This window comes from Halobacterium noricense (assembly GCF_021233435.1).
GTDB lineage: Archaea > Halobacteriota > Halobacteria > Halobacteriales > Halobacteriaceae > Halobacterium > Halobacterium noricense.
The window spans coordinates 700,346-721,165 of the sequence record NZ_CP089468.1 but is presented as its reverse complement, the minus strand read 5'-3'; the positions used below and the strand labels follow the sequence as shown (position 1 = coordinate 721,165).

Here is a 20,820-nt window from a genome sequence, read left to right as displayed (position 1 = left end):
TACTCGTGTCTCTCTCGTCCCGGACGGGCGGCACCGCCATCGTGGTGCTTGGCCTCGTCCTCTCCGCGTTTCACGTGCGGACCGTCGGCGTGCTGTGGGGCGCGCCAGCGCGCGTCGTCGTGAACGGGCTCCTCCCGTTAGTGCTGGCCACGTTCGTGGTGGCCGCGGGCGTGCAACTCGTGCGCAACGACGTGGTCGCCGACCAGTTCGTCACGCGCGTGTTCTCGTGGGTCGCCGTCGGCGTCGTCGTGCTCGCTGCGGCGACGGCGTGGTTGTTCGCGAGCGTCCTCGTCACCGGGCCGCTGCCGGCGAACGCCTCACTGACGCTGCTGAACGCCGCGACGCTCGGCGGCCTCATCGGCTACCTGGTCGGCGTCTACGACTCGCGCCGCCGCGAACAGCAGGTTCAGGTCGACCAGTTGAACCGCATCAACAACACGCTCCGCATCGCGACGCGGGAAATCGTGAACGCGGACACCCGCAGCGAACTCGAACAGCAGGTCTGCGAGCGCCTCCAGCAGTCCGAGCCCTACGAGTCGGCGTGGATAGGGCGCTACGACCCGGCCGACAGCGAACTCCGGCCGGACGCGTGGGCAGGGTTGGACGACGAGTACTACGAGTCCGTCGTCATCGCTGTCGACGGCGACGACGCCCACGGGCAGGGTGCCGGCGGGCGCGCCATCCGCACGAGCGAGATTCAGTACTCGCAGAACGTCTCGGCGGACCCGTCGATGGAGCCGTGGCGGGAGCTGTTCGCCGAGCACGGCGTCGAATCGGTGGCGGTCGTCCCGATTGTGGACGGCGACACCGTCCACGGAATTTTGAGCGTGTACGCCGACCGCCCGTACGTCTTCGACGGGCCCGAGCGGGAGGTGTTGATGGAACTCGGCGAGACCATCGGGCACGCCATCACCTCGCTCGAAGCGCGCGAGCAACTCCGCTGCCGCGAGCGCGAGTTGGCCAGTCAGAACGACCGCCTGAAGGAGTTCGCGTCGGTCGTCAGCCACGACCTCCGCAACCCGATGAACGTCGCGGAGGGCTCGATTTCGCTGGAACGGGAGAACCGTGACAGTGACGCCCTCCGGCGGGCGGCGGACGCGCTCAGACGGATGAACGAACTCGTCGAGGACATCCTGGCGCTCGCGCGGACCGGCCAACTGGTGAGCGAGTTCGACAGCGTCGACCTGCGCGCGGTCGTCGAGGACGCCTGGGCGACCACCGAGACAGAGGCGGCGACACTCGACACCGAGCCGTCGCTCGGCACGATATCTGGCGACGAGAGCCGCATCCGCGAACTGTTCGAGAACCTCTTCCGGAATGCCGTCGAACATGGCTCCACGAACCCTGCCTCGCACGCTCAGCAGGACGCGCTGGAGCACGCTGGCGACGACGTCACCGTCTCCGTCGGCAGCCTCGACGACGCCGACGGCTTCTACGTCAGCGACGACGGCCCCGGCATCCCCGAAACGGACCGCGAGACGGTGTTCGACGTGGGCTACTCGACGAACCCGGACGGCACCGGGTTCGGGCTCAACATCGTCCGCAGCATCGCGGACGCGCACGGCTGGGACGTCGCCATCACGGAGAGCGACGCGGGCGGCACGCGCTTCGAATTCTCGGGTGTCGGGACCGAAGCGGGCCGTCCGGTCGACGAGCAGGCCGCGTAGGACGAGCCACTACCCCTGTCAGGAACCCACCCCGAAGGGAGTGAGTTTCCGCGCTGCTACCGCTATGACCGTCCTGTCGAACGACAGTCAGCGCGGCGTGAGGCCGACGGCATCGGCGAGGAGTTCGTGCGAGCGGAGCGCGTCGTCGTGGTCGGCGACGACGTGCTGAATCATCACTTCGTCGACGCCGACGCGGTCCGCCAGTTGTTCTAAGAGGCCGTTCAACCTCTCGGGGCTGCCGGAGATGGCGCGCGGCCACTCGTCCTCGTCCAGCGTCTCAGGAGTCGGCTCCGGGACGCTACCGAGTTCGGCGATGGCTTCCTCGACGGACGGCGCGGTGCCCGTGACGCCGCGCTGCATCCGCTCGAAGGAGGCTTCGGCGGTCGCGCGCAGCCGCGCGGCTTCCTCGTCAGTCTCCGCGCAGACGGCGTTGACGGCGACCATGCCCTCCGGCTCGTCGACGCTGCCGGCCAACTGCGAGGGCTGGAAGGCCTGACGGTACTCCTCGAAGGCGTGCGTGGCGAACTGCGGGCGGATGAACGCCGCAAAGCAGTAGCGCAGGCCGAGTTTGCCCGCGATTTCCGCGCTGGAGGGGCTGGAACCGAGCGCCCACGGAACGGGGGTCGCTTCGCCGGAGAGCGGAATCTCGACGTCGCTGTAGGCGTGCGTGGCGGGGTAGTCGTCGTAGAGGTGGTTGACGACGGCCTCGATTTTCTCGCGATGGTCCTCGTCCGGATTCGGGACGTGGCGTTCGGTGCCGAGCGCGCGGTCGACGGCCGGCGAGCCGTTCGCGCGCCCGAGGCCGGCGTCGACGCGGCCCGGCGCGAGCGCGTCCAGCGCGCCGAACTGTTCGGCGACCTTGAACGGGCTGTAGTGGTTGAGGAGGACCGCGCCCGAGCCGAGGCGAATTTCGTCCGTCTCGGCGGCGAGGTGGCCGAGCAACACTTCGGGCGTGGTTCCGGCGAGCGTGTCGCCCATGCCGTGGTGCTCGGCGACCCAGAAGCGCGAGTAGCCGAGGCGTTCGGCCTGCTGGGCGGCCTCGACGGTGTTCGCGTAGGCGTCCGTCGCGGTGCCGCCCTCGGGAACCGGGGAGAGGTCGACGACAGAGAGGTCCATATTCCCGTTCGTGGACTGCGGGAGAAAACGGTTCGGCTCGCAGAAGGTGGCCGCCGGACAGGAGGAATTATGGCGTCCGACGCCCGGGTCGTTCGTATGACGGAGTTCTCCCAGCGAGTCGAAGCCATCTCCATCAGCGGCATCCGGGAAGTGTTCGAGGCGGCCGGCGAGGACGCCATCAACCTCGGGCTCGGCCAGCCCGACTTCCCGACGCCCGAGCACGCCCGGCAGGCCGCCGTCGACGCCATCGAGGCGGGCGACGCGGACGCGTACACGTCGAACCGCGGGACGCCCGAACTCGTGGACGCCATCGTCCGGAAGCACGAGCGCGACAACGACCTCGACGTCGCGCCCGAGGGCGTCATCGCGACCTCGGGCGGGAGCGAGGCGCTCCACCTTGCGCTGGAAGCCCACGTCGACCCCGGCGAGGAAGTGCTGTTCCCTGACCCCGGGTTCGTCTCCTACGACGCGCTGACGCGCATCGCGGGCGGCGAGCCGGTCGGCCTACCGCTGCGCGAGGACCTCACCCTCGACCCCGCGACCGTCGAAGAAAGAATTACGGAGGACACGGCGGCGTTCGTCGTGAACTCGCCAGCGAACCCCACGGGCGCGGTGCAGTCCCCCGAGGACATGCGGGAGTTCGCACGCATCGCCGACGAGCACGACGTACTCTGCGTCTCCGATGAGGTGTACGAGCACATCGTCTTCGACGGCGAACACCGCTCGCCGATGGAGTTCGCGGAGACCGACAACGTCGTCGTGGTGAGCGCGTGCTCGAAGACGTACTCGATGACGGGGTGGCGGCTGGGCTGGGTCGCCGCCAGCGAGCGCCGCGCCGAGCGCATGCTGCGCGTCCACCAGTACTCGCAGGCCTGTGCCAGCGCGCCCGCCCAGCACGCCGCCGAAGCCGCGCTCAGCGGCCCGCAGGACGTCGTCGACGAGATGGTCACGGAGTTCGAGCAGCGCCGCGACCTCGTGCTCGACGAACTCGAAGACATGGGCCTCGACGTCCCGAAGCCGGAGGGCGCGTTCTACGCGATGCCGAAAGTGCCCGACGGCTGGGTGGACGAGGTCATCGACCGCGGCGTCGTCGTCGTGCCCGGCGACGCGTTCGGCGAGCACGGCGAGGGCTACGCCCGCATCTCCTACGCCACGGACACCGAACAGCTCCGCGAGGCCCTCGGCATCATGCGCGAGGCGACGAACGCGCTCCAGTAGCGGCACCTCCGTTCTCCACTCGTCGGGCCGCGTAGTTCGCTCCCTGACAGTTATGCCGCCCGCGAACTATGTTATGTGTATGCACACCACTCGACACGGGAGTGGAGGCCGCGCGACCGCCGCGGCGCTCGCGTCGCAGGTCCACCCGGTGTTCATGCTGCCGCCGCTGGCCGCGGCCGGATTCGGGGCCGTGCTCGCGGGCGAGTTTTCGCTGACCGTCGCGAGCGTCCACCTCGCCGCGATGTTCTTCGCCGTCTACACCGCCCACGTCAAGGACGGCTACGTGGACTTCCACGTGCGCGGCGAGGACGACGACCACCCGCTCACTCCGGACGGCTGCCGGCTCGCCATCCGCGGTGCGTCGCTGTCGTTTTTCGCCTGCGTCGCCGGCCTCTGGTGGCTCGTCGGCCCCGGTGCGGCCGCGCTCGCCGTGCCCGCGTGGCTCGTCGGATACCACCACGCGCCCCAACTTGACACGAACCCCGTCACGACGACGACGGGCTACCCCCTCGGCATCTCCATCGCGCTCATCGGCGGCTACTACGCGCAAGTCCAGTCGCTCGCCGTCCGCCCAGTCGCGTTCGCTGGCGTGTTGCTCGTGCTGCTCTCGGGCGTGAAGGTCGTCGACGACGCGCAGGACTACGACTACGACCGCTCCATCGACAAGCGCAGCGTCGCCGTCGTACTCGGGAAGCCCGGTGCGCGGCGGCTCGCGTACGGTCTGATGGCGGCTGCGATGGCCTGCGTGGTCGCGCTCGCCGCGCTCGCCGTCTTCCCGCCGAGCGCCGTCGCCGCAGTCGCCGCGTTCGCCGTCGTCGCGTGGTTCGCGGCACGCGCCGAGCCAACCGTCGCGACGATGTTGCTCGTGCGGGGCTGCTACGTCTTCCTCGCGGTGCTGGTCGCCGCGGTCTGGTTTCGGCCGCTCGCGTAGCGCGCTCGCGGCGAGAGCGGTGTGCTGAAGGGTGCGGGCGGCGTCTGGACGGCTATGGACGCCTGGCAGGACGAGGACGCGCTCGCCGACCAGTACGCGGACGCATCGAACCTCGCCGCCCGACAGGTCTTGCACGCGCGGTTCGCCACGGCCGACCGCTCTCCCCACGAGTGGCTGTTCGACCAGTTCGACCTCGCCGAGGATGCCGTCGTGCTCTCGCTGGGCTCGGGGCACGGCGCGCTCTGGACCGCCAACGCCGACCGGATTCCCGCCGGCTGGGACGTCACCGTGACGGACAACTCCGCGGGGATGATGATGGACGCGATGGAGGCGCTGGAGGACGTCGACCGCGAGTTCGACTTCGACTCGGTCGACGCCCGCGACATCCCCTACCCGGACGACACTTTCGACGCCGCCACCGCCCACTTCGTGCTCTCACACCTCGCTGACGGGGACCGCGAGCAGGCACTCTCGGAGATTCGGCGCGTGCTCAAGCCCGACGGGGCGCTGTACGCGGCGACGACCGGGATCGACGACCTCGCCGCCGTCTTCGACGCGGTCGCCGCGTTCGGCGGCCGGCCAGCCGACGGCGGATTCGCGCTGGAGAACGGCACCGACCAACTCCGAGAGCAGTTCGCGAGCGTCGAACGCCGGGACTTCGAGGACGAACTCGAGATTACGAAGCCCGAGCCGCTGGTCGCGTCCCTGCTCTCGCTGCCGGGCTTCGACGGCACCGACGCCTTCGAGTTGGAAGAGAAGTTCCGCGAGCAAATCGGCGACGGTAGCTTCGTCGTCGAGCGGTCCGTGGGCGTGTTCGTCGCTTCGGGGTGACTACTTCGCGGTGGAGACGATTTTGACGACGTCGCCCTCTTCGAGTTCGTAACCCTCACCGACCTCGCGGTTGGTCTTGGCGTTCACCGCGTGGAGGTAGCCCTCGCCGATGTCCGAGTGGACGGCGTACGCGAGGTCCACGGGCGTCGAGCCGTTCTCTAGGAGGAACGCGTCCGGGAGGACGTTGCCCCTCGCGTCGGTCCACTTCGACTGGTCCTGCACGGGATAGGCGGTGACCATGCCCAGCAGGTCGTAGACCGCGTGGTTCAGCGCCGCCTGGACGCCCGTACCGCTGTACTCGGTCACCGTCTCGCGGAGTTCGTCGAGGGCTTCGCGCTGGCCCTCGCTGATTTCGCCCGTTATCTCGAAGTCCTCGTCGCCCGGGTCGTAGTCGACGAAGCCGGCGTCGACGCCGCGGCGGAGCGCGAGTTCGCCCTGCGCGGTCGCGGGTATCACGGGCTTGTCGAGGTCGAGCAGGCGCCGGACGTTCTCGGCGGGCGCGACGTCGATTTTGTTCGCGACGACGACGATGGGCTTCGTGCGCTGGCGGATGCCGCGCGCGAGCGCCTCGCGGTCTTCGGTGGTCCACTGCACCGGGTCCTCGGAGTACTCCATCCCGCGGAGGACGGCAGCGACGTCGTACTCGGTCGCGCCGAACCCCGTCATCAGGTCCGTCACGGCCTCCTCGATGTCGAAGCCGGGGCTGCGGGACTGGCGCTCGACGGTCTCCCAGTTGCGGTCGACGATGCCCGCCAGCCAGAGGTCCATCTCCTCCTCGATGAAGTCGATGTCCTCGATGGGGTCGTGGGTGCCAACCTCCACGGGTTCGCCCTCCTCGTCGGTCGCGCCCGCGGCGTCCACGACGTTCACGATGACGTCCGCGTTCGTGAGTTCGTCGAGGAACTGGTTGCCGAGCCCACGCCCCTCGTGGGCGCCCGGCACGAGGCCCGCCACGTCCAGCAGTTCGACGGGGACGTAGCGCTTGCCGTCGTGGCAGTTCTCGTTCCCGCAGCGCTCCTCGCGAGTGAGACACGGGCACTCCGTGCGCACGTGGGTGATGCCGCGGTTCGCGTCGATGGTGGTGAACGGGTAGTTCGCGACGTCCACCTCCGAGCGCGTCGCGGCGGTGTAGAACGTCGACTTGCCGGCGTTCGGCTTCCCGGCAAGCGCGATAGAGAGCATACCACGTGGTAGCGCGAGCGCCGAAGAATGGCTTTCGGTTGGGCGACCCGCCCCAAGCGATATTCCGTGGGCGACGGAACCACCCGGACGATGAACACGCCGGAGGTCATGCTCCGTCTGGTTGCGGGGCTCGCGTTGATTCTCGCGAACGGCTTCTTCGTCGCCATCGAGTTCGCGCTCACGCGGGTTCGCCAGTACCCCGAGTCGGAGTTCGACACGCCCGCCCTCGAACGCGCGTGGGAGATGACCCACGACCTCGAAATCTACCTCACAAGCTGTCAGGTCGGCATCACGGCCTCGTCTATTGCGGTCGGCATCGTCGCCGAACCCGCGCTCGCCGCCCTCTTCGAGCCCGTATTCCACGAAACGTGGCTGGCGTCCGTGAGTGCCGGCGCAGTCCTCGCGTTCCTCGTCATCAACCTCCTCCACCTCACGCACGGCGAGCAGACGCCGACGTACCTCGGCGTCGAGCGCTCCAAGCAGGTCTGCGAGTACGGCGCGACGCCGCTGTACTGGTTCGCGCGCCTCATCAGCCCCATCATGCGCATCGGCGACAGCGTCGCCAAAGGCACCCTGAAACTGTTCGGCGTGGAGATGACAGGCGCGTGGCTCGAAACCGAGGAGGAAGTCATCGAGACCCGCGCACAACTCCGCAACCGCGTCGAATCCGTCCTCCAGCAGGGCGAACTCTCGGAGGAACGCCTCTCGGAGGTCGTCGCCGCGCTCGACGTCGGCACCACCGAAGTCGCGGACGTGATGGTCGACGTCAGCGACATCGTCTTCCTCTCGACGGCGGTCTCGACCGAAGAGAACATCCACCGGCTGACGTCGTCGCCGCACACGCGCTACCCGCTCGTCGGCGAGGACCCCGCGGAGTTCCACGGCATCGTCTACGTCCCCGCGGTCGTCGACCATCTCGACGAGATTCGGGACGGCAACCTCGGGTTCGTGGACGTCGCCGCGCCGCCGATGACGCTCGCCGCGGACACCACCGTCAGCGACACCATCGACCAGTTCCAGGCCGAGAATCAGGAACTCGCGCTCGTGCTCGACGACGGCGAGGTCGTCGGGCTACTCACCGCGACCGACGCCTTCGAGGCCGTGATGGGCGAAATCGAGGACCCGCTCGACCGCGAGTACGACCGGTGAGATGCGGCTAATTCGGGACCGCGCTGACCGAAAGAATAGTATGAGAACAGCGGGCTATCCCCACCGTGCCACCGCACTCGTATCGGGACCACATCGATGCCCAGCATTCGGCATTTCACCCTCGGACGACCAACTTCGACAGACGCTACACTATGCCCGAGAGCTCGGAGAAGACACGGACGACGGTCGAATGACGTAGAAACTCAGTTCGAGTCGACAGATTCCGCGCGCCCCATGGCGACGTACTCTCCGTGGTACTCTTGCTGGAACTTCCGTGAGAGTTGGAGCGCTTTTTCGTTCATCTCACCCGTACATCGCCCAGAATGCGATTTAACTTTGTTGACCGTGATATTGAGCTACTCCGGGTCGCGGTCCGCGCGGCTGCCGAGGTGCATCTCGCCGCGGGCGCGGATGACGCCGTCGACGTCGGCGTCGGGGTGGACGTGGACGTCGTGGCCGGAGACATCGCCGAGCACGACCGCGCCCGATTCGACGCGAACGTCGCCGTTTCGCGTGGTGACGTCGCCGTGAATCTTCGTGCCCGAACCCACGCTCACGTCGTCTTGGGCGCGCAGGCTGCCGAAGATGTTGTTGTCCTCGCCGACGTCGATGCTGGTCGCGCGGATGTTGCCGTGTAGTCGGCAGTCGTCGCCGATGGTCGCGGGCGTGGAGACGCGCCACGCGTCGTCGGAGACGCTCCCGGACCGCGGAATCGTCAACGGCTGGGCGTCGCCGCTGGCGGCGAACTGGTCGACGAGCTCCTCGGCTTCCTCCTCCTCGCCGATTTGGAGGAGGTGGGTGAGGTAGACGACGAAGAACGTGATGGTGGGCATCGGGTTCCGGATGACGATCCAGCCGGAGGCCTCGAAGCCCTCCTCGATGTCGACGTCGTCGCCGATGTCGAGGTCGCCGCCGACGACCAGCCGGCCCGTGATGTGGACGCGCTCGCCGAGGTAGGCGTCCTCGCTGGCGAGCACGTTCCCGTCCACGTCGCACCACATGTCCAGCCGGCAGTCGCCGTCGGCCTCGATGTCGCCGGCGAATGAGACGCGTTCGCCCGCAATCACGCTGTGGCCACGAACCCCGAGTTCGACCGTGGATTGGCCGCCGACCAGCACGTCGCCGTCCACCACGACGTCGTGTTCTTGGACGGTGGTGTCGTCGGGCACGACGAGTTCGTCTATCGGGTTCGGGCCGAGCACACCCGTCCAATCACCCCGCACGCCAATAAACCCCGCGAGAACGCACGCCAACCGTCGGACGGCGGGCTTTTGTCGGGTCGTCACCTACTCGGCGGTATGACTACGCTCTCGTTCGAAGACGACGGCGTCGACGTCGTCTACGAAGGCACCGAATTCCGCATGGAGCGCGAACTCATCGAGGAAGCCACCGACAAGGACTACCACGAGGTCACCGACCACGAAGTGCTCAAGCTCGTGGAGCGCGACCCTGCGCTCTCCGGGGAGCCCCGGCGCATCGGCGACATCGTCTAGACGCGAACGTTTAGGTTGGAGCGCGGCAATCGACGGGTATGACCGCAGTGCTCTCCGACTTCGACCATCCGTCCTGGGTGACGGCGTTGTCCACGTTCGCGAGCTACGGGCTCGTCCTGCTCGCGATGACTATTTTGTTGTTCCTCGTGCCGTACGCCGTCTTCATGGCGCTGTGAGCGGGAGCTAGCGCACGCTATTCTCGTCGTGCAAAAATCAGGGAAGCGGCGGCTACGTAGCGTCGAACCGGAGAGGACGGGAGTAGAGGCGTTACGCGAAGGTGCGCGTGGGTTCGGCGCTGGCGTCGGTGTCCTGTTCGAGCTTCTCCAGCGCGTTCTCGAAGTCCTGCATCGTGATCTCCTCGCGGTCGTCGCGGATAGCGAACATCCCGGCTTCCGTGCAGATGGCGGCGACGTCCGCGCCGGACTTGGCGTCGGTCTCGGCGGCGAGGCGCGTGAAGTCCACGTCCTCGGCGAGGTTCATGCTCCGCGTGTGGATGCGGAAGATTTTCTCGCGGCCGGTCTCGTCGGGGTTCGGTACCTCGATGAGGCGGTCGAACCGGCCCGGGCGGAGGATGGCGCGGTCGAGCATGTCGAAGCGGTTGGTCGCGGCGATGATGCGGATATCGCCGCGCTCGTCGAAGCCGTCCATCTCGCTCAGGAGCTGCATCATCGTCCGCTGCACCTCGGCGTCCCCGCTGGTCTTCGAGTCCGTGCGCTTCGAGGCGATGGCGTCGATTTCGTCGATGAAGACGACGGCGGGCTCGTGGTCGCGGGCGACCTGGAAGAGGTCGCGGACGAGCTTCGCGCCCTCGCCGATGAACTTGTGGACGAGTTCGCTGCCGGCCATCTTGATGAACGTCGCGTCCGTCTGGTTCGCGACGGCCTTCGCCATCAGCGTCTTCCCGGTGCCCGGCGGCCCGTGGAGGAGCACGCCGCTGGGCGGGTCGATGCCGACGGTGTCGAACATCTCGGGCTCCTTCATCGGGAGTTCGACGGTTTCGCGGACCTCGCGGAGCTGCTCGTCGAGCCCGCCGATGTCCTCGTAGCCGACCTCGGGGGACTCGTCGACTTCCATGACGCGGGCGCGGACGTCGGCCTCGTCGTCGAGGCGTTCGACGATGGAGAGGGAGTTGTTGACAGCGACCCGGGCGCCGGGTTCGAGGTCGTCGCGGAGATCGTCGGTGACCTCGGTGAGCGCCTCCTGGTTGTTGCCGTGCTGTTTGATGATGGCACCGTCGTCGTTGAGTTCCTGGACGGTGGCCACGAACAGCGGCGACTGCTTGAGCTTCTTGTTCTCGTGGGAGAGCCGTTCGAGCTTCTGCTGGTACTTGTTGTTCTCGGCGTTGGCGTCGAGCAGGCGGTCCCGCATCTCCTCGTTCTCGTCCTCGAGGGCGGAGAGCTGCTCCTCGAGGGCCTCGATTTTCTCCTGGAGAGAAGCGCCGTCGTCGTAGGGCAGCTCGGCGTCCTCTGCGGTCTCAGTCATCACCACTGGGTAGGGTGTTAGTTCATAAGAGGCTTCGGGTGGCCCAACACCTCGCGTCCAGGATAACCGATGTGCATTTTCGATAGCGAAACCATTATCTAACTGCATCCGGAATGGGTGGGTATGAGCGCCACCGCCAAAGACACGGAGACCGTCGAAGCACTCGAAGACCTCCCGCCGAGCGCGAAGCTCGTCGCGAAAGTCCTCGAATACAACGACTCCCTCACGCAGAGCGAACTCGCCGACGAGACGCTGCTACCCGCCCGTACCGTCCGGTACGCGCTCACCCGCCTCGAAGAACAGGACGTCGTCGAGTCCCGGTTCTCGTTCTCGGACGCCCGCAAGCGCATCTACACGCTCGCCTGATTCGGGCTCGTCCGTCCATCCTGCTGCGCCAGCCACCCGCGGTGGACCCTGTGTTTTGTCCGCAAAAGTCCTGTCTAGTCACGCGAAAGCCGGACGCTCAACCGCTCTCGCACTAGGAAATCGAAAGGGGTTCTCGGACGACCACAGGTCGTCCGATAGCCAACGAGACGCCATGCGTCTCGTTAGGCCGACCGCTCACGGAGCGAGCCGACACAAGCACCGCAGGCCGAAGACCGAGGAGCACAGCGAGGCACAGCCCGCGAGCGGGAGGGGGCTTTCGCAAATGACATCGTCACCGTCTTCAGTCCGGTAATCACCTACCCACCCCGCAGAAGCGCCGAACCTTTATCCGGCGTAGCGCTACATCCCCACAGTAATGGTTCGCGTCATCCACACGGGGGACACCCACCTCGGCTACCGCCAGTACCACTCCCCCGAGCGCCGGCAGGACTTCCTCGACGCCTTCGAATCGGTCGTCGAGGACGCCGTCGCGGCGGACGTGGACGCCGTCGTCCACGCCGGCGACCTCTACCACGACCGGCGTCCCGGTCTCCGCGACATCCTCGGCACCATCGACGTGCTGCGGCCGCTGCGCGAGGCCGACATCCCGTTCCTCGCCATCGTCGGCAACCACGAGGGCACGCGGGACGCCCAGTGGCTCGACCTCTTCGAGACGCTGGGGCTCGCCGAGCGCCTCGACGAGACCGGTCGCCGCGTCGACGACACCACGTTCTACGGCCTCGACTACGTCCCCGAGTCGAAGCGCCCCGACCTCGACTACGAATTCGTCGAATCCGAGGCCGAACACACCGCGCTCGTCTCCCACGGCCTGTTCACGCCGTTCGCGCACGCCAACTGGAACCTCGACTCCGTGCTCGGCGAGTCGAACGTCGACTTCGACGCGGTGCTCCTCGGCGACAACCACGCCGCCGACACCGCGCAGGTCGGCGACACGTGGGTCACGTACTGCGGCTCGACGGAGCGCGCGAGCGCCAGCGAGCGCGACCCACGCGGCTACAACGTCGTGGAGTTCGACGACGGCGACGTCGCCATCTCCCGGAAGGGCATCGAGACCCGGGACTTCGTGTTCGTAGACGTCGACCTCGGGTCAGAGGACGGCACCGAGTACGTCCGCGAGCGCCTCCGCGAGCGCGACGTAGAGGATGCCGTCGTCGTGGTCACCGTGGAGGGCGACGGCGACACCGTGACGCCCGCCGACGTCGAGCGCTTCGGCGACGAGCGCGGCGCGCTGCTCACGCGCGTGAACGACCGCCGCGAGGTCGAGACCGACGAGGAGGTCGAGGTGTCGTTCGCGGACCCCGACGAGGCCGTCCGCGAGCGCGTCCGCGACCTCGGGCTTCGGGAGGCGAGCCTCGACATCGACGACACGGTCCGCGACGGGGACCTCGCGGATTCGAACGTCCGCGAGCGCGTGAAACAGCGCGTCGAGGACGTACTGGACGGCGAGGCGAGTACCGCAAGCGACGACGAACCGGCCGAGCAAGCGCAGGCGACGACCATGGAGGACTTCTCGTGAGATTCACGCGCGTCTCCCTACGGAACTTCAAGTGCTACGAGGACGCGGACGTGCGCCTCGACCGCGGGGTCACGGTCATCCACGGGCTGAACGGCAGCGGGAAGTCCAGCCTCCTAGAGGCCTGCTTCTTCGCGCTGTACGGCGCGAGCGCCCTCGACAAGACGCTCGACGAAATCGTCACCATCGGCGCGGAGGAAGCCGAAATCGACCTCTGGTTCACGCACGCGGGCAACGACTACCACGTCCACCGCCGCGTCCGGAACACGGGCGAACGCGCCTCGACGCCGGACTGCACGCTCGAAACGCCCTCGGGGAGCATCGACGGCGTCACCGACGTCGAGGAGTACGTCGGCGACCTGCTGCGGATGGACGCGGAGGCGTTCGTGAACTGCGCGTACGTCCGGCAGGGCGAGGTGAACAAGCTCATCAACGCGTCGCCGAGCACGCGCCAGGACATGCTCGACGACCTGCTCCAGCTCGGAAAGTTGGAGGACTACCGCCAGCGCGCCGGCGACGCGCGACTCGGCGTGGAGGACGTCAAGAGCAACGTCGCGGGGAAGCTCGACCAGCTCGACGAGCAAATCGAGGCCAAGGAAGCCGAAAATCCCCACGACATGCTCGCGAGTCTGCAGTCCGAACTCGCGGACGTCACCGAGGACATCGAGAACTACGAGGACCAGCGCGAGACCGCCCGCGAGACGCTCGAGGACGCCGAGAGCGTCCTCGACGCCTACGAGGAGAAGCGCGCGGAACTGGACGACGTCGCGGAGACGATTAGCGACGTCCGGGAGGCCATCGCGGAGACCGAGCGCGAACGGGAGGAACTCGCCGACGAAATCGGCGAGCACCGCGAGCAGGCCGACGACCTCGAAGCCGAGGCCGACGATTTGGTCGCGGAGACCGAACTGGACGAGGCGGACGCAGGGGCCGCGGAAGCGAAGCGCGAGGAACTCGCCGCACGGCGGGACCGCGTGAGTGAGCAGGCACAGGAAGCAGGCCAAGAAATGAGCGGCGTGAAGCAGCAGGCCGACAACGCTGCCGAGCGTTCGGACGACCTCGAAGCGCGCGCCGCGGACCTCCGGGAGGCGGCCGACGAACTCGAAAGCGAGGTCGAGGAACTCGACGCAGAGCGCGAGGAAGCCATCGAGCGCATCGAGGAGTTGGACGAGGAAATCGCCGAGGCGAAGGCGGCGTTCGAGGACGCGCCAGTCGAATTCGGGAACGCCGAAGCATACCTCGACTCGCTGAACGCGGACCTCGACGACCTCCGGGAGCGCCGCGAAGGCGTGCGCGCGGACCTCCGGTCCGCCGAGGACCGCGTCGAAGAAGCTGAGGAGCTACTGGACGCCGGGAAGTGCCCGGAGTGCGGCCAGCCAATCGAGGGGTCGCCGCACGTCGAGAGCGTCGAGGAGTACCGCGAGCGCGTCGCGGACCTCGAAGCCGAACTGGAAACCATCGAGGCAGACGTCGAGGACGTCACCGAGCGCATCGACCGCACCGAGGGCCTCGTGGAGCGCGAGCGCGAGGTCGCGGACCTCGAACGCAACCGCGAGTTGGCCGTCGAGCGCCGCGAGGACCGTGAGGACGCCGCGAGCGAAGCGCACGAGGAAGCCGAAGCCAAGCGCGAGCAGGCCGACGACCTCGAAGCCGAGGCCGAGGACGCTCGTGAGGAAGCCGAAAGCAAGCGCGAGCAGGCCGAAGCCAAGCGCGAGGAACTCGCGGAGTTGAACGCCGAACAGTCCACGCTCAAGGAGCGCATCGAGCGGTTGGCCGACCTCGCGGACGTGCTGGAGGAGGCCGCCGACCACCGCGATGCCGCCGACCAACTCGCGGAGAAGCGCGCGAGCCTCGACGACCGAAACGGCGAGCGCCGCGACCGCCTGAGCGACCTCCGGGAGCGCAAGCAGCGCCTCGAAGCCGACTTCGACGAGGACCGCATCAAGGCGGCGAAGGCGGACAAGGAGCGCGCCGAGGACTACCTCGAACAGGTCGAACCCAAGCTGGACGACCTCCACGAGCGCCGCGACGAGCTACAGGGCCAGATTGGCGCGGCGGAGAACGCCATCGAGGAACTGGAAGCGCTGCGCGACCAGCGCGAGACGGTCGCCGCGCGCCTCGACGAACTCCAGGAGATTCACGACGAGGTCTCCGAACTGGAGTCGACGTACGGCGACCTGCGCGCGGAACTGCGCCAGCAGAACGTCGCGAAACTGGAGCGCTTGCTGAACGAGACGTTCGAGCTGGTGTATCAGAACGACTCGTACGCCCGCATCGAACTCTCGGGGGACTACGAACTCACCGTCTACCAGAAGGACGGCGAACCCCTCGAACCCGAGCAGCTGTCGGGCGGGGAGCGCGCGCTGTTCAATCTCAGCCTGCGCTGCGCCATCTACCGGCTGCTCGCGGAGGGCATCGACGGCGAAGCGCCGCTCCCGCCGCTCATCCTCGACGAACCCACGGTGTTCCTCGATTCGGGGCACGTCTCGCAGCTCGTCGAACTGGTCGAGCAGATGCGCCGCATGGGCGTCGAGCAGATCGTCGTGGTGAGCCACGACGACGAACTCGTGGACGCCGCCGACGACGTGGTGCGCGTGGAGAAGGACGCGACAACGAACCGGTCGCGCGTGGTGCGCGACCCCGAGGAAGTGCTGGCGGACTAGTTCTGACGGAGCGCGGCGATACCGTCACTCCCCGTCTCGGTGAGCCGGTAGCCGCGCTCGCCGTTCACCGTCGCTTCGTCGACGAGGCCGGCGGCGCGGAGTTCGGTGACGCCGCCGAGCAGGTCGCTCTCGCAGGTGTCGTACGCGCCGAGCATCTCGCGGGCGGCCAGCGGGCCGCGGTCCGCCAAGTCGACGAGCAGGCCGAGCAGCCAGTCGTCGTGGCAGGCGGTGGCGACGCGGCGCGCGGGCTCGGGGACAGCGGTCGCGAGTGCGTCGAGTGGCGCGTCGCCGTCCGCGGGTTCGAGGTCGTCGTTCGGGACGTGGCGCTCGTCGCCGGTCTCGGGGTCGCGGACGAGGCTGCTGTCGCTGCTCTGCTTGAGGAGGAGGTAGTGGTGGCCGTCGTCGTCGCGAACCGTACGCATGTGAGAAACGAGCGGGCGCGTGGCGTTAGGCCTTCCGGGGCATCACTCGTCGTTTGTTTCGTCACCGGTGTAGCGCTGGTAGCGCCAGTAGCCGAACGCGAACAGCACGAGTCCGAGAACGACCGCGAGGCCGCCGTACTGCCAGCGGCCGCGGAACGCGACGAACATCAGGCCGAGGCTGACGGCGAGCAGCGCGACGTTGAACGTGGCGACGAGCGTCCAGAACCGCCGGCGGAGGCCCGCGGGCGCGTCCGAGCCGTCCGGAATCTCGGGCGCGTCGACGGACGGAACGTCGACCTCGGGCGCGAGCTCCTGCTCGGCGTCGCTGGGTTCGTCGTCGAGGAAGTCGTGGTCGCCGTCCGCGTCCTCTTCGTCGAACACGCTCGGAGAAGGGCGGCGTCGGTGGAAAAGCGTTGCCTATCAGAGCACGTCGCCCAGCGACACGGCGTTCGTCGCTTTGAGCCACGCGAGCGGATTGTCGGCGTCGTAGAACACGACGCCGTCCTCTGTGTCGTAGGACTCCACGGAGTCTCGGACCTCCTCGCCCTCGGGCAGCTGTGGGACGTCGTTGTGGCGGTGCGTGTCGCCCGCTGCGTGGTCAGTCACGTCTGTCACCTCGTCCCGTGGTAAGAAGTAGCACAGTATAAGCCTTCTCCCGGTGGCCGATTTCGCCGCGCGGAAGGGCGAGTTTTTAGGCGACAGGACCGAACGATGACGTAATGGAAGACACGGACCTCTCCGAGTTCATACACGAGGGGAGCGATGCCGACGGCGATGCGGCGGACGTCCCCGACGACACGGTCCGCGCGGAAGCGGAAGTCGTCGCGGGGGACGGCGACCCCGTCGTGAACGAAATCGTCTCCGCAGAAGCCGACGCGCTCCCGGACGCCGACGGCGACGCCGAACTGATGGTCACGCAGGTCGACTACACCGTCGAGGGCGACGGCGACCGCGAGCGCCCCGTCGTCCACGTGTTCGGCCGCACCGCCGACAACACCGCCGAGCACGTCCGCGTCCACGGGTTCCGGCCGTACTTCTACGCGCCAACGGACAGCATCGACGAGGACGACCTCGCGCAGGACGCCATCACGGGCTCCGAGGAGACCGACGAGAACGGCGACCCCTACGAGTCCATCCGTGGCGAGAAACTCACGAAGATTTTCGGGCGCACGCCCCGCGACGTCGGGAACGTCCGGGACCGCTTCGAGCACTACGAGGCGGACATCCTGTTCCCGAACCGCCTGCTCATCGACAAGGACGTCACCAGCGGCATGCGCGTACCCGAGCGCCGCGCCGACGACGGCGCGGTCTACGTCCACCACGACGAAATCGAGACTTGCGAGGTCGACGCCGACGTCCGCGTCAACACCTTCGACATCGAGGTCGACGACCGCTCCGGCTTCCCCGAGGAGGGCGAGGAACCGATACTGTGCCTGACGAGCCATGACTCCTACGACGACGAGTACATCGCGTGGCTCTACGAGGCACCGGACGCGACCGCGCCCTCACCCGACGAACTCGTCGATCACGATCTGATGGACGAGAACGCGGACCTCGAAGTCCGGGCGTTCGACACGGAGGAGGCGATGCACGAGGCGTTCGTCGACTACATCGAGGAGACGGACCCGGACGTCACGACGGGGTGGAATTTCGACGACTTCGACGCCCCCTACTACATCGACCGGCTGGACGAACTCGACCCGTACACGGACCACGACCTCGATTCGGACAGGCTCTCGCGCGTGGACGAGGTCTGGACGTCGGGCTGGGGCGGTCCGAACGTGAAGGGGCGGGTCGTCTTCGACCTGCTGTACGGCTACCAGCGGATGCAGCGCTCCGAGTTGGACTCCTACCGGCTGGACGCGGTCGGCGAGAAGGAGTTGGACGCCGGCAAGGAGCGCTACACGGGCGACATCGGCGACCTCTGGGAGAACGACCCCGAGCGCCTGCTGGAGTACAACGTCAGGGACGTGGAGCTCTGCGTGGAAATCGACCGCAAGCAGAACATCGTCCCGTTCTGGAAGGAAGTCGCGGAGTTCGTCGGCTGCAAGCTCGAAGACGCCACCACGCCCGGGGACGCGGTGGACGTGTACATCCTGCACAAGGCGTACGGCCGGTTCGTGCTGCCGTCGAAGGGCCAGCAGGAGTCCGAGGACTACGAGGGCGGCGCGGTGTTCGACCCGATTACGGGCGTCCGCGAGAACGTCACCGTGCTCGACCTGAAGAGCCTCTACCCGATGTGCATGGTGACGACGAACGCGTCACCGGAGACGAAAGTCGACCCCGACAGCTACAGCGGGGAGACGTACCGCGCGCCCAACGGGACGCACTTCCGGAAGGAGCCGGACGGCATCATCCGCGAAATCATCGACGAGACGCTCGCTGAGCGCGAGCAGAAGAAGGCCGCCCGCAACGAGCACGACCCGGAGAGCGAGGACTACGACCGCTACGACCGCCAGCAGGCCGCAGTCAAAGTCATCATGAACAGCCTCTACGGCGTGCTGGGCTGGGAGCGCTTCCGCCTCTACGACAAGGAGATGGGCGCGGCGGTCACCGCGACGGGCCGGGAAGTCATCTCGTTCACGGAGGAAGCCGCCAACGAGGTCGGCCACGAGGTCGCGTACGGGGATAGCGTCACCGGCGACCGGCCGGTCGTCTCGCGGGACCCGAACGGACGCATCCGCATTCTCCCTATCGAAGACCTCTTCGAGCGCGGCGAGACGGAGACCGAAGTCCTCATCGCGGCGGACGGGGGTGTCGTCGCGAGTGCAACACCTGGAAAGACGAGGCGGTCACTCGACGGTTGGGACGCCCTGTCACTGAGCGACGACGGCGAACCGGAGTGGCAGCCGATTCAGCAGGCGATTCGCCACGAAACGGACAAGCCGGTCGTGAACCTCCAGCACAAGTTCGGTGAGTCCACGACCACGCGCGACCATTCGTACGTCGTCGAGGACGGGAACGAATACGTGGAGGCGTCGCCGGAAGACGTCTCGGAGCCGCTCCGTATCCCCGGATTTGCGGACGTTGCGGAAGTATCCGAGCTCGACGTGTACGAGGTGCTGTCGGGGTACACGCGGACCTACGAGGACGGCCGTAGCGTCGGGTCGGCCGACGCCGAGCAGAAAGTGAAACGCGTCCACGCCGACGACGAGTACGTCTGGTTTGGCCACGAGCACCACGGCAGCCTTGACTCCACGATCAAGGTCAAGCGCCACGTCGACCTGCACAGCGAGGACGGTCGGGCACTGGTCCGGCTCCTCGCTGCGTACGTCACCGAGGGAAGCGCCACGACAACGGAGACCGCCGAATCGAAGTTCGGAGCGAGCATCGCCGAATCCCGGCGTCCCTGGCTCGAAGGGCTGCAGGAAGACTACGACAGGCTGTTCGAGAACGCGACAGTTAGCGTGATCGAGAGCGATTCGAGCAACGAACGAACAGTTGGATACAGCATCGCGGACGGCGAGAGTGAGGTGTCGTACGACGACACGACGCAGAAACTCCAGATGATGAACGAACTCTCGGCAGTGTTCTTCCGGGAGTTCGCCGGACAGACGTCACGCGAGAAGCGCATCCCGTCGTTCATCTACCACCTCGACGACGACCTCCAGGAGTTGTTCCTCGACGTTCTCGTGGAGGGAGACGGGTCGAGGAAGTTCCCACGCTACAGCGACGAGTACTGCGAGCGGAACTTCGACTTCGAGACGACGAGCCGGGAACTGGCTGCCGGACTGTCGATGCTGCTCACACAACGCGGAGAGAAGCACTCACTCAAATACAGGGACGAGAAGGACTCGTACACGATTCGGACCTGCGACTACTACCGGTCAGGCCGCGACCCGGTCGTCAGCGAAGCCGAACACGACGGCTACGTGTACGACCTCAGCGTCGCGGAGAACGACAACTTCGTCGACGCAGTCGGCGGAATCGTCCTGCACAACACCGACTCCGTGATGCTGGAACTCGGTGGCGACGTCACCACGGAGGAGGCCATCGAGGAGTCCTTCGACATCGAGGACCACATCAACGGGGCCTACGACGAGTTCGCCAGCGGGGAACTGAACGCCGACGAGCACCGCTTCCAGATCGAGTTCGAGAAGCTCTACCGGCGGTTCTTCCAGGCGGGCAAGAAGAAGCGCTACGCCGGCCACATCGTCTGGAAGGAGGGCAAGGACGTCGACGACATCGACATCACGGGCTTCGAGTACCAGCGCTCGGACATCGCGCCCATCACGAAGCGCGTGCAGAAGCGCGTCATCGAACTCATCGTCAAGGAGGGCGACGTCGACGCCGTCGAGGAGTACGTCCACGACGTCATCGAGGAGTACCAGGATGGGGACGTCGACCTTGACGACATCGGCATCCCGGGTGGCATCGGCAAGCGCCTGAACAACTACGACACGGACACCGCGCAGGTCCGGGGCGCGAAGTACGCGAACCTCCTGCTCGGCACGAACTTTCAGCGCGGCTCCAAACCCAAGCGCGTCTACCTGCAGAAGGTGCATCCGGAGTTCTTCCGCGAGTTGGAGGGCGAGAACCCGGACATCCGCGACGACCCGCTGTACGTGGAGTTCAAGACCGACCACGACGTCATCTGCTACGAGTACGCCGACCAGATTCCCGAGTCGTTCGAAATCGACTACGACGTGATGCTCGACAAGACCCTCAAGGGTCCCATCGAGCGCATCCTCGAAGCGCTGGACATCTCCTGGGACGAGGTCAAGAGCGGGCAGACCCAGACTGGGCTCGGAAATTTCATGTGAGCA

18 protein-coding genes are annotated in these 20,820 nt (G+C 67.1%); 11 read left to right on the top strand and 7 right to left on the bottom strand.

Features of this window, described 5'->3' with window-relative positions:
* The first annotated feature begins 5 nt into the window (after positions 1-5).
* Complete coding sequence (locus tag LT974_RS04015; RefSeq protein ID WP_232589378.1) at positions 6-1,667, top strand: receiver/sensor box histidine kinase; 1,662 nt, start codon at positions 6-8, stop codon at positions 1,665-1,667.
* Between the two features lie 87 nt (positions 1,668-1,754).
* Here the strand turns inward: LT974_RS04015 and LT974_RS04010 are convergent, their stop codons facing one another.
* Positions 1,755-2,783, bottom strand: a complete 1,029-nt coding sequence (locus LT974_RS04010; protein ID WP_232589377.1) for an LLM class flavin-dependent oxidoreductase — start codon at positions 2,781-2,783, stop codon at positions 1,755-1,757.
* Between the two features lie 96 nt (positions 2,784-2,879).
* Here LT974_RS04010 and LT974_RS04005 point away from each other — a divergent pair, with 96 nt between their 5' ends.
* From LT974_RS04005 to LT974_RS03995, 3 genes are all read left to right on the top strand, one after another.
* Entirely contained in the window at positions 2,880-4,001 is a 1,122-nt protein-coding gene (locus tag LT974_RS04005; protein WP_232589376.1) for a pyridoxal phosphate-dependent aminotransferase, read from the top strand.
* Between the two features lie 79 nt (positions 4,002-4,080).
* Positions 4,081-4,932, top strand: a complete 852-nt coding sequence (locus tag LT974_RS04000; RefSeq protein ID WP_232589375.1) for a UbiA family prenyltransferase — start codon at positions 4,081-4,083, stop codon at positions 4,930-4,932.
* Positions 4,933-4,986: 54 nt separating this feature from the next.
* Positions 4,987-5,763: a class I SAM-dependent methyltransferase gene (locus LT974_RS03995; protein ID WP_232589373.1), complete on the top strand. Its 777-nt coding sequence runs from the start codon at positions 4,987-4,989 to the stop codon at positions 5,761-5,763.
* Here the strand turns inward: LT974_RS03995 and LT974_RS03990 are convergent, their stop codons facing one another.
* Positions 5,764-6,945 carry a redox-regulated ATPase YchF gene (locus tag LT974_RS03990; protein ID WP_232589372.1) on the bottom strand — a complete coding sequence of 394 codons (1,182 nt, stop codon included), beginning with the start codon at positions 6,943-6,945 and terminating at the stop codon, positions 5,764-5,766.
* Between the two features lie 90 nt (positions 6,946-7,035).
* On the opposite strand from LT974_RS03990, the gene LT974_RS03985 reads away from it, so the two are divergent.
* On the top strand, positions 7,036-8,094 hold the full coding sequence (locus LT974_RS03985; protein ID WP_232589371.1) for a CNNM domain-containing protein: 1,059 nt from the start codon (positions 7,036-7,038) through the stop codon (positions 8,092-8,094).
* Positions 8,095-8,450: 356 nt separating this feature from the next.
* On the opposite strand, the gene LT974_RS03980 is transcribed toward LT974_RS03985, so the two are convergent.
* Positions 8,451-9,296 carry a polymer-forming cytoskeletal protein gene (locus LT974_RS03980; RefSeq protein WP_232589370.1) on the bottom strand — a complete coding sequence of 282 codons (846 nt, stop codon included), beginning with the start codon at positions 9,294-9,296 and terminating at the stop codon, positions 8,451-8,453.
* 96 nt (positions 9,297-9,392) lie between these two features.
* Between LT974_RS03980 and LT974_RS03975 the strand changes: the two genes are divergently transcribed.
* Both LT974_RS03975 and LT974_RS03970 read left to right on the top strand, forming a co-directional pair.
* Positions 9,393-9,587, top strand: a complete 195-nt coding sequence (locus LT974_RS03975; RefSeq protein ID WP_232589369.1) for a DUF5800 family protein — start codon at positions 9,393-9,395, stop codon at positions 9,585-9,587.
* 38 nt (positions 9,588-9,625) lie between these two features.
* On the top strand, positions 9,626-9,763 hold the full coding sequence (locus LT974_RS03970; protein WP_232589368.1) for a hypothetical protein: 138 nt from the start codon (positions 9,626-9,628) through the stop codon (positions 9,761-9,763).
* A 91-nt stretch (positions 9,764-9,854) separates the two neighbouring features.
* Here the strand turns inward: LT974_RS03970 and pan1 are convergent, their stop codons facing one another.
* On the bottom strand, positions 9,855-11,069 hold the full coding sequence (gene pan1, locus LT974_RS03965; protein WP_232589367.1) for a proteasome-activating nucleotidase Pan1: 1,215 nt from the start codon (positions 11,067-11,069) through the stop codon (positions 9,855-9,857).
* Between the two features lie 123 nt (positions 11,070-11,192).
* Between pan1 and LT974_RS03960 the strand changes: the two genes are divergently transcribed.
* The 3 genes from LT974_RS03960 to rad50 all read left to right on the top strand — a co-directional run bounded on the left by LT974_RS03960 (position 11,193) and on the right by rad50 (position 15,632).
* Positions 11,193-11,435: a MarR family transcriptional regulator gene (locus LT974_RS03960; RefSeq protein WP_232589366.1), complete on the top strand. Its 243-nt coding sequence runs from the start codon at positions 11,193-11,195 to the stop codon at positions 11,433-11,435.
* 376 nt (positions 11,436-11,811) lie between these two features.
* Entirely contained in the window at positions 11,812-12,972 is a 1,161-nt protein-coding gene (gene mre11 / locus LT974_RS03955; protein WP_232589365.1) for a DNA double-strand break repair protein Mre11, read from the top strand.
* Entirely contained in the window at positions 12,969-15,632 is a 2,664-nt protein-coding gene (gene rad50 / locus LT974_RS03950; protein WP_232589364.1) for a DNA double-strand break repair ATPase Rad50, read from the top strand. Before mre11 ends, rad50 begins: the two co-directional genes overlap by 4 nt.
* Here the strand turns inward: rad50 and LT974_RS03945 are convergent.
* Genes LT974_RS03945 through LT974_RS03935 form a run of 3 tightly spaced genes read right to left on the bottom strand, consistent with a single transcriptional unit; the run spans position 15,629 to position 16,669 of the window.
* On the bottom strand, positions 15,629-16,054 hold the full coding sequence (locus tag LT974_RS03945) for a DUF7346 family protein (RefSeq protein WP_232589363.1): 426 nt from the start codon (positions 16,052-16,054) through the stop codon (positions 15,629-15,631). The genes rad50 and LT974_RS03945 overlap by 4 nt on opposite strands.
* 42 nt (positions 16,055-16,096) lie before the next feature.
* Entirely contained in the window at positions 16,097-16,435 is a 339-nt protein-coding gene (locus tag LT974_RS03940; protein ID WP_232589362.1) for a DUF7322 domain-containing protein, read from the bottom strand.
* A gap of 39 nt (positions 16,436-16,474) precedes the next feature.
* Positions 16,475-16,669 carry a DUF7331 family protein gene (locus tag LT974_RS03935; RefSeq protein ID WP_232589361.1) on the bottom strand — a complete coding sequence of 65 codons (195 nt, stop codon included), beginning with the start codon at positions 16,667-16,669 and terminating at the stop codon, positions 16,475-16,477.
* A 104-nt stretch (positions 16,670-16,773) separates the two neighbouring features.
* Here LT974_RS03935 and LT974_RS03930 point away from each other — a divergent pair, with 104 nt between their 5' ends.
* Positions 16,774-20,817, top strand: coding sequence for a DNA polymerase domain-containing protein (locus tag LT974_RS03930; RefSeq protein ID WP_232589360.1), 4,044 nt, complete (start codon positions 16,774-16,776; stop codon positions 20,815-20,817).
* The last annotated feature ends 3 nt before the right edge of the window (positions 20,818-20,820 follow it).

Bases quoted from the DNA above. Each gene is read 5' to 3' on its own strand.
- LT974_RS04010 (WP_232589377.1), bottom strand. From the start codon at position 2,783: ATGGACCTCTCTGTCGTCGACCTCTCCCCGGTTCCCGAGGGCGGCACC.
- LT974_RS04005 (WP_232589376.1), top strand. From the start codon at position 2,880: ATGACGGAGTTCTCCCAGCGAGTCGAAGCCATCTCCATCAGCGGCATC.
- LT974_RS04000 (WP_232589375.1), top strand. From the start codon at position 4,081: ATGCACACCACTCGACACGGGAGTGGAGGCCGCGCGACCGCCGCGGCG.
- LT974_RS03995 (WP_232589373.1), top strand. From the start codon at position 4,987: ATGGACGCCTGGCAGGACGAGGACGCGCTCGCCGACCAGTACGCGGAC.
- LT974_RS03990 (WP_232589372.1), bottom strand. From the start codon at position 6,945: ATGCTCTCTATCGCGCTTGCCGGGAAGCCGAACGCCGGCAAGTCGACG.
- LT974_RS03985 (WP_232589371.1), top strand. From the start codon at position 7,036: ATGAACACGCCGGAGGTCATGCTCCGTCTGGTTGCGGGGCTCGCGTTG.
- LT974_RS03975 (WP_232589369.1), top strand. From the start codon at position 9,393: ATGACTACGCTCTCGTTCGAAGACGACGGCGTCGACGTCGTCTACGAA.
- LT974_RS03970 (WP_232589368.1), top strand. From the start codon at position 9,626: ATGACCGCAGTGCTCTCCGACTTCGACCATCCGTCCTGGGTGACGGCG.
- pan1 (WP_232589367.1), bottom strand. From the start codon at position 11,069: ATGACTGAGACCGCAGAGGACGCCGAGCTGCCCTACGACGACGGCGCT.
- LT974_RS03960 (WP_232589366.1), top strand. From the start codon at position 11,193: ATGAGCGCCACCGCCAAAGACACGGAGACCGTCGAAGCACTCGAAGAC.
- mre11 (WP_232589365.1), top strand. From the start codon at position 11,812: ATGGTTCGCGTCATCCACACGGGGGACACCCACCTCGGCTACCGCCAG.
- LT974_RS03945 (WP_232589363.1), bottom strand. From the start codon at position 16,054: ATGCGTACGGTTCGCGACGACGACGGCCACCACTACCTCCTCCTCAAG.
- LT974_RS03930 (WP_232589360.1), top strand. From the start codon at position 16,774: ATGGAAGACACGGACCTCTCCGAGTTCATACACGAGGGGAGCGATGCC.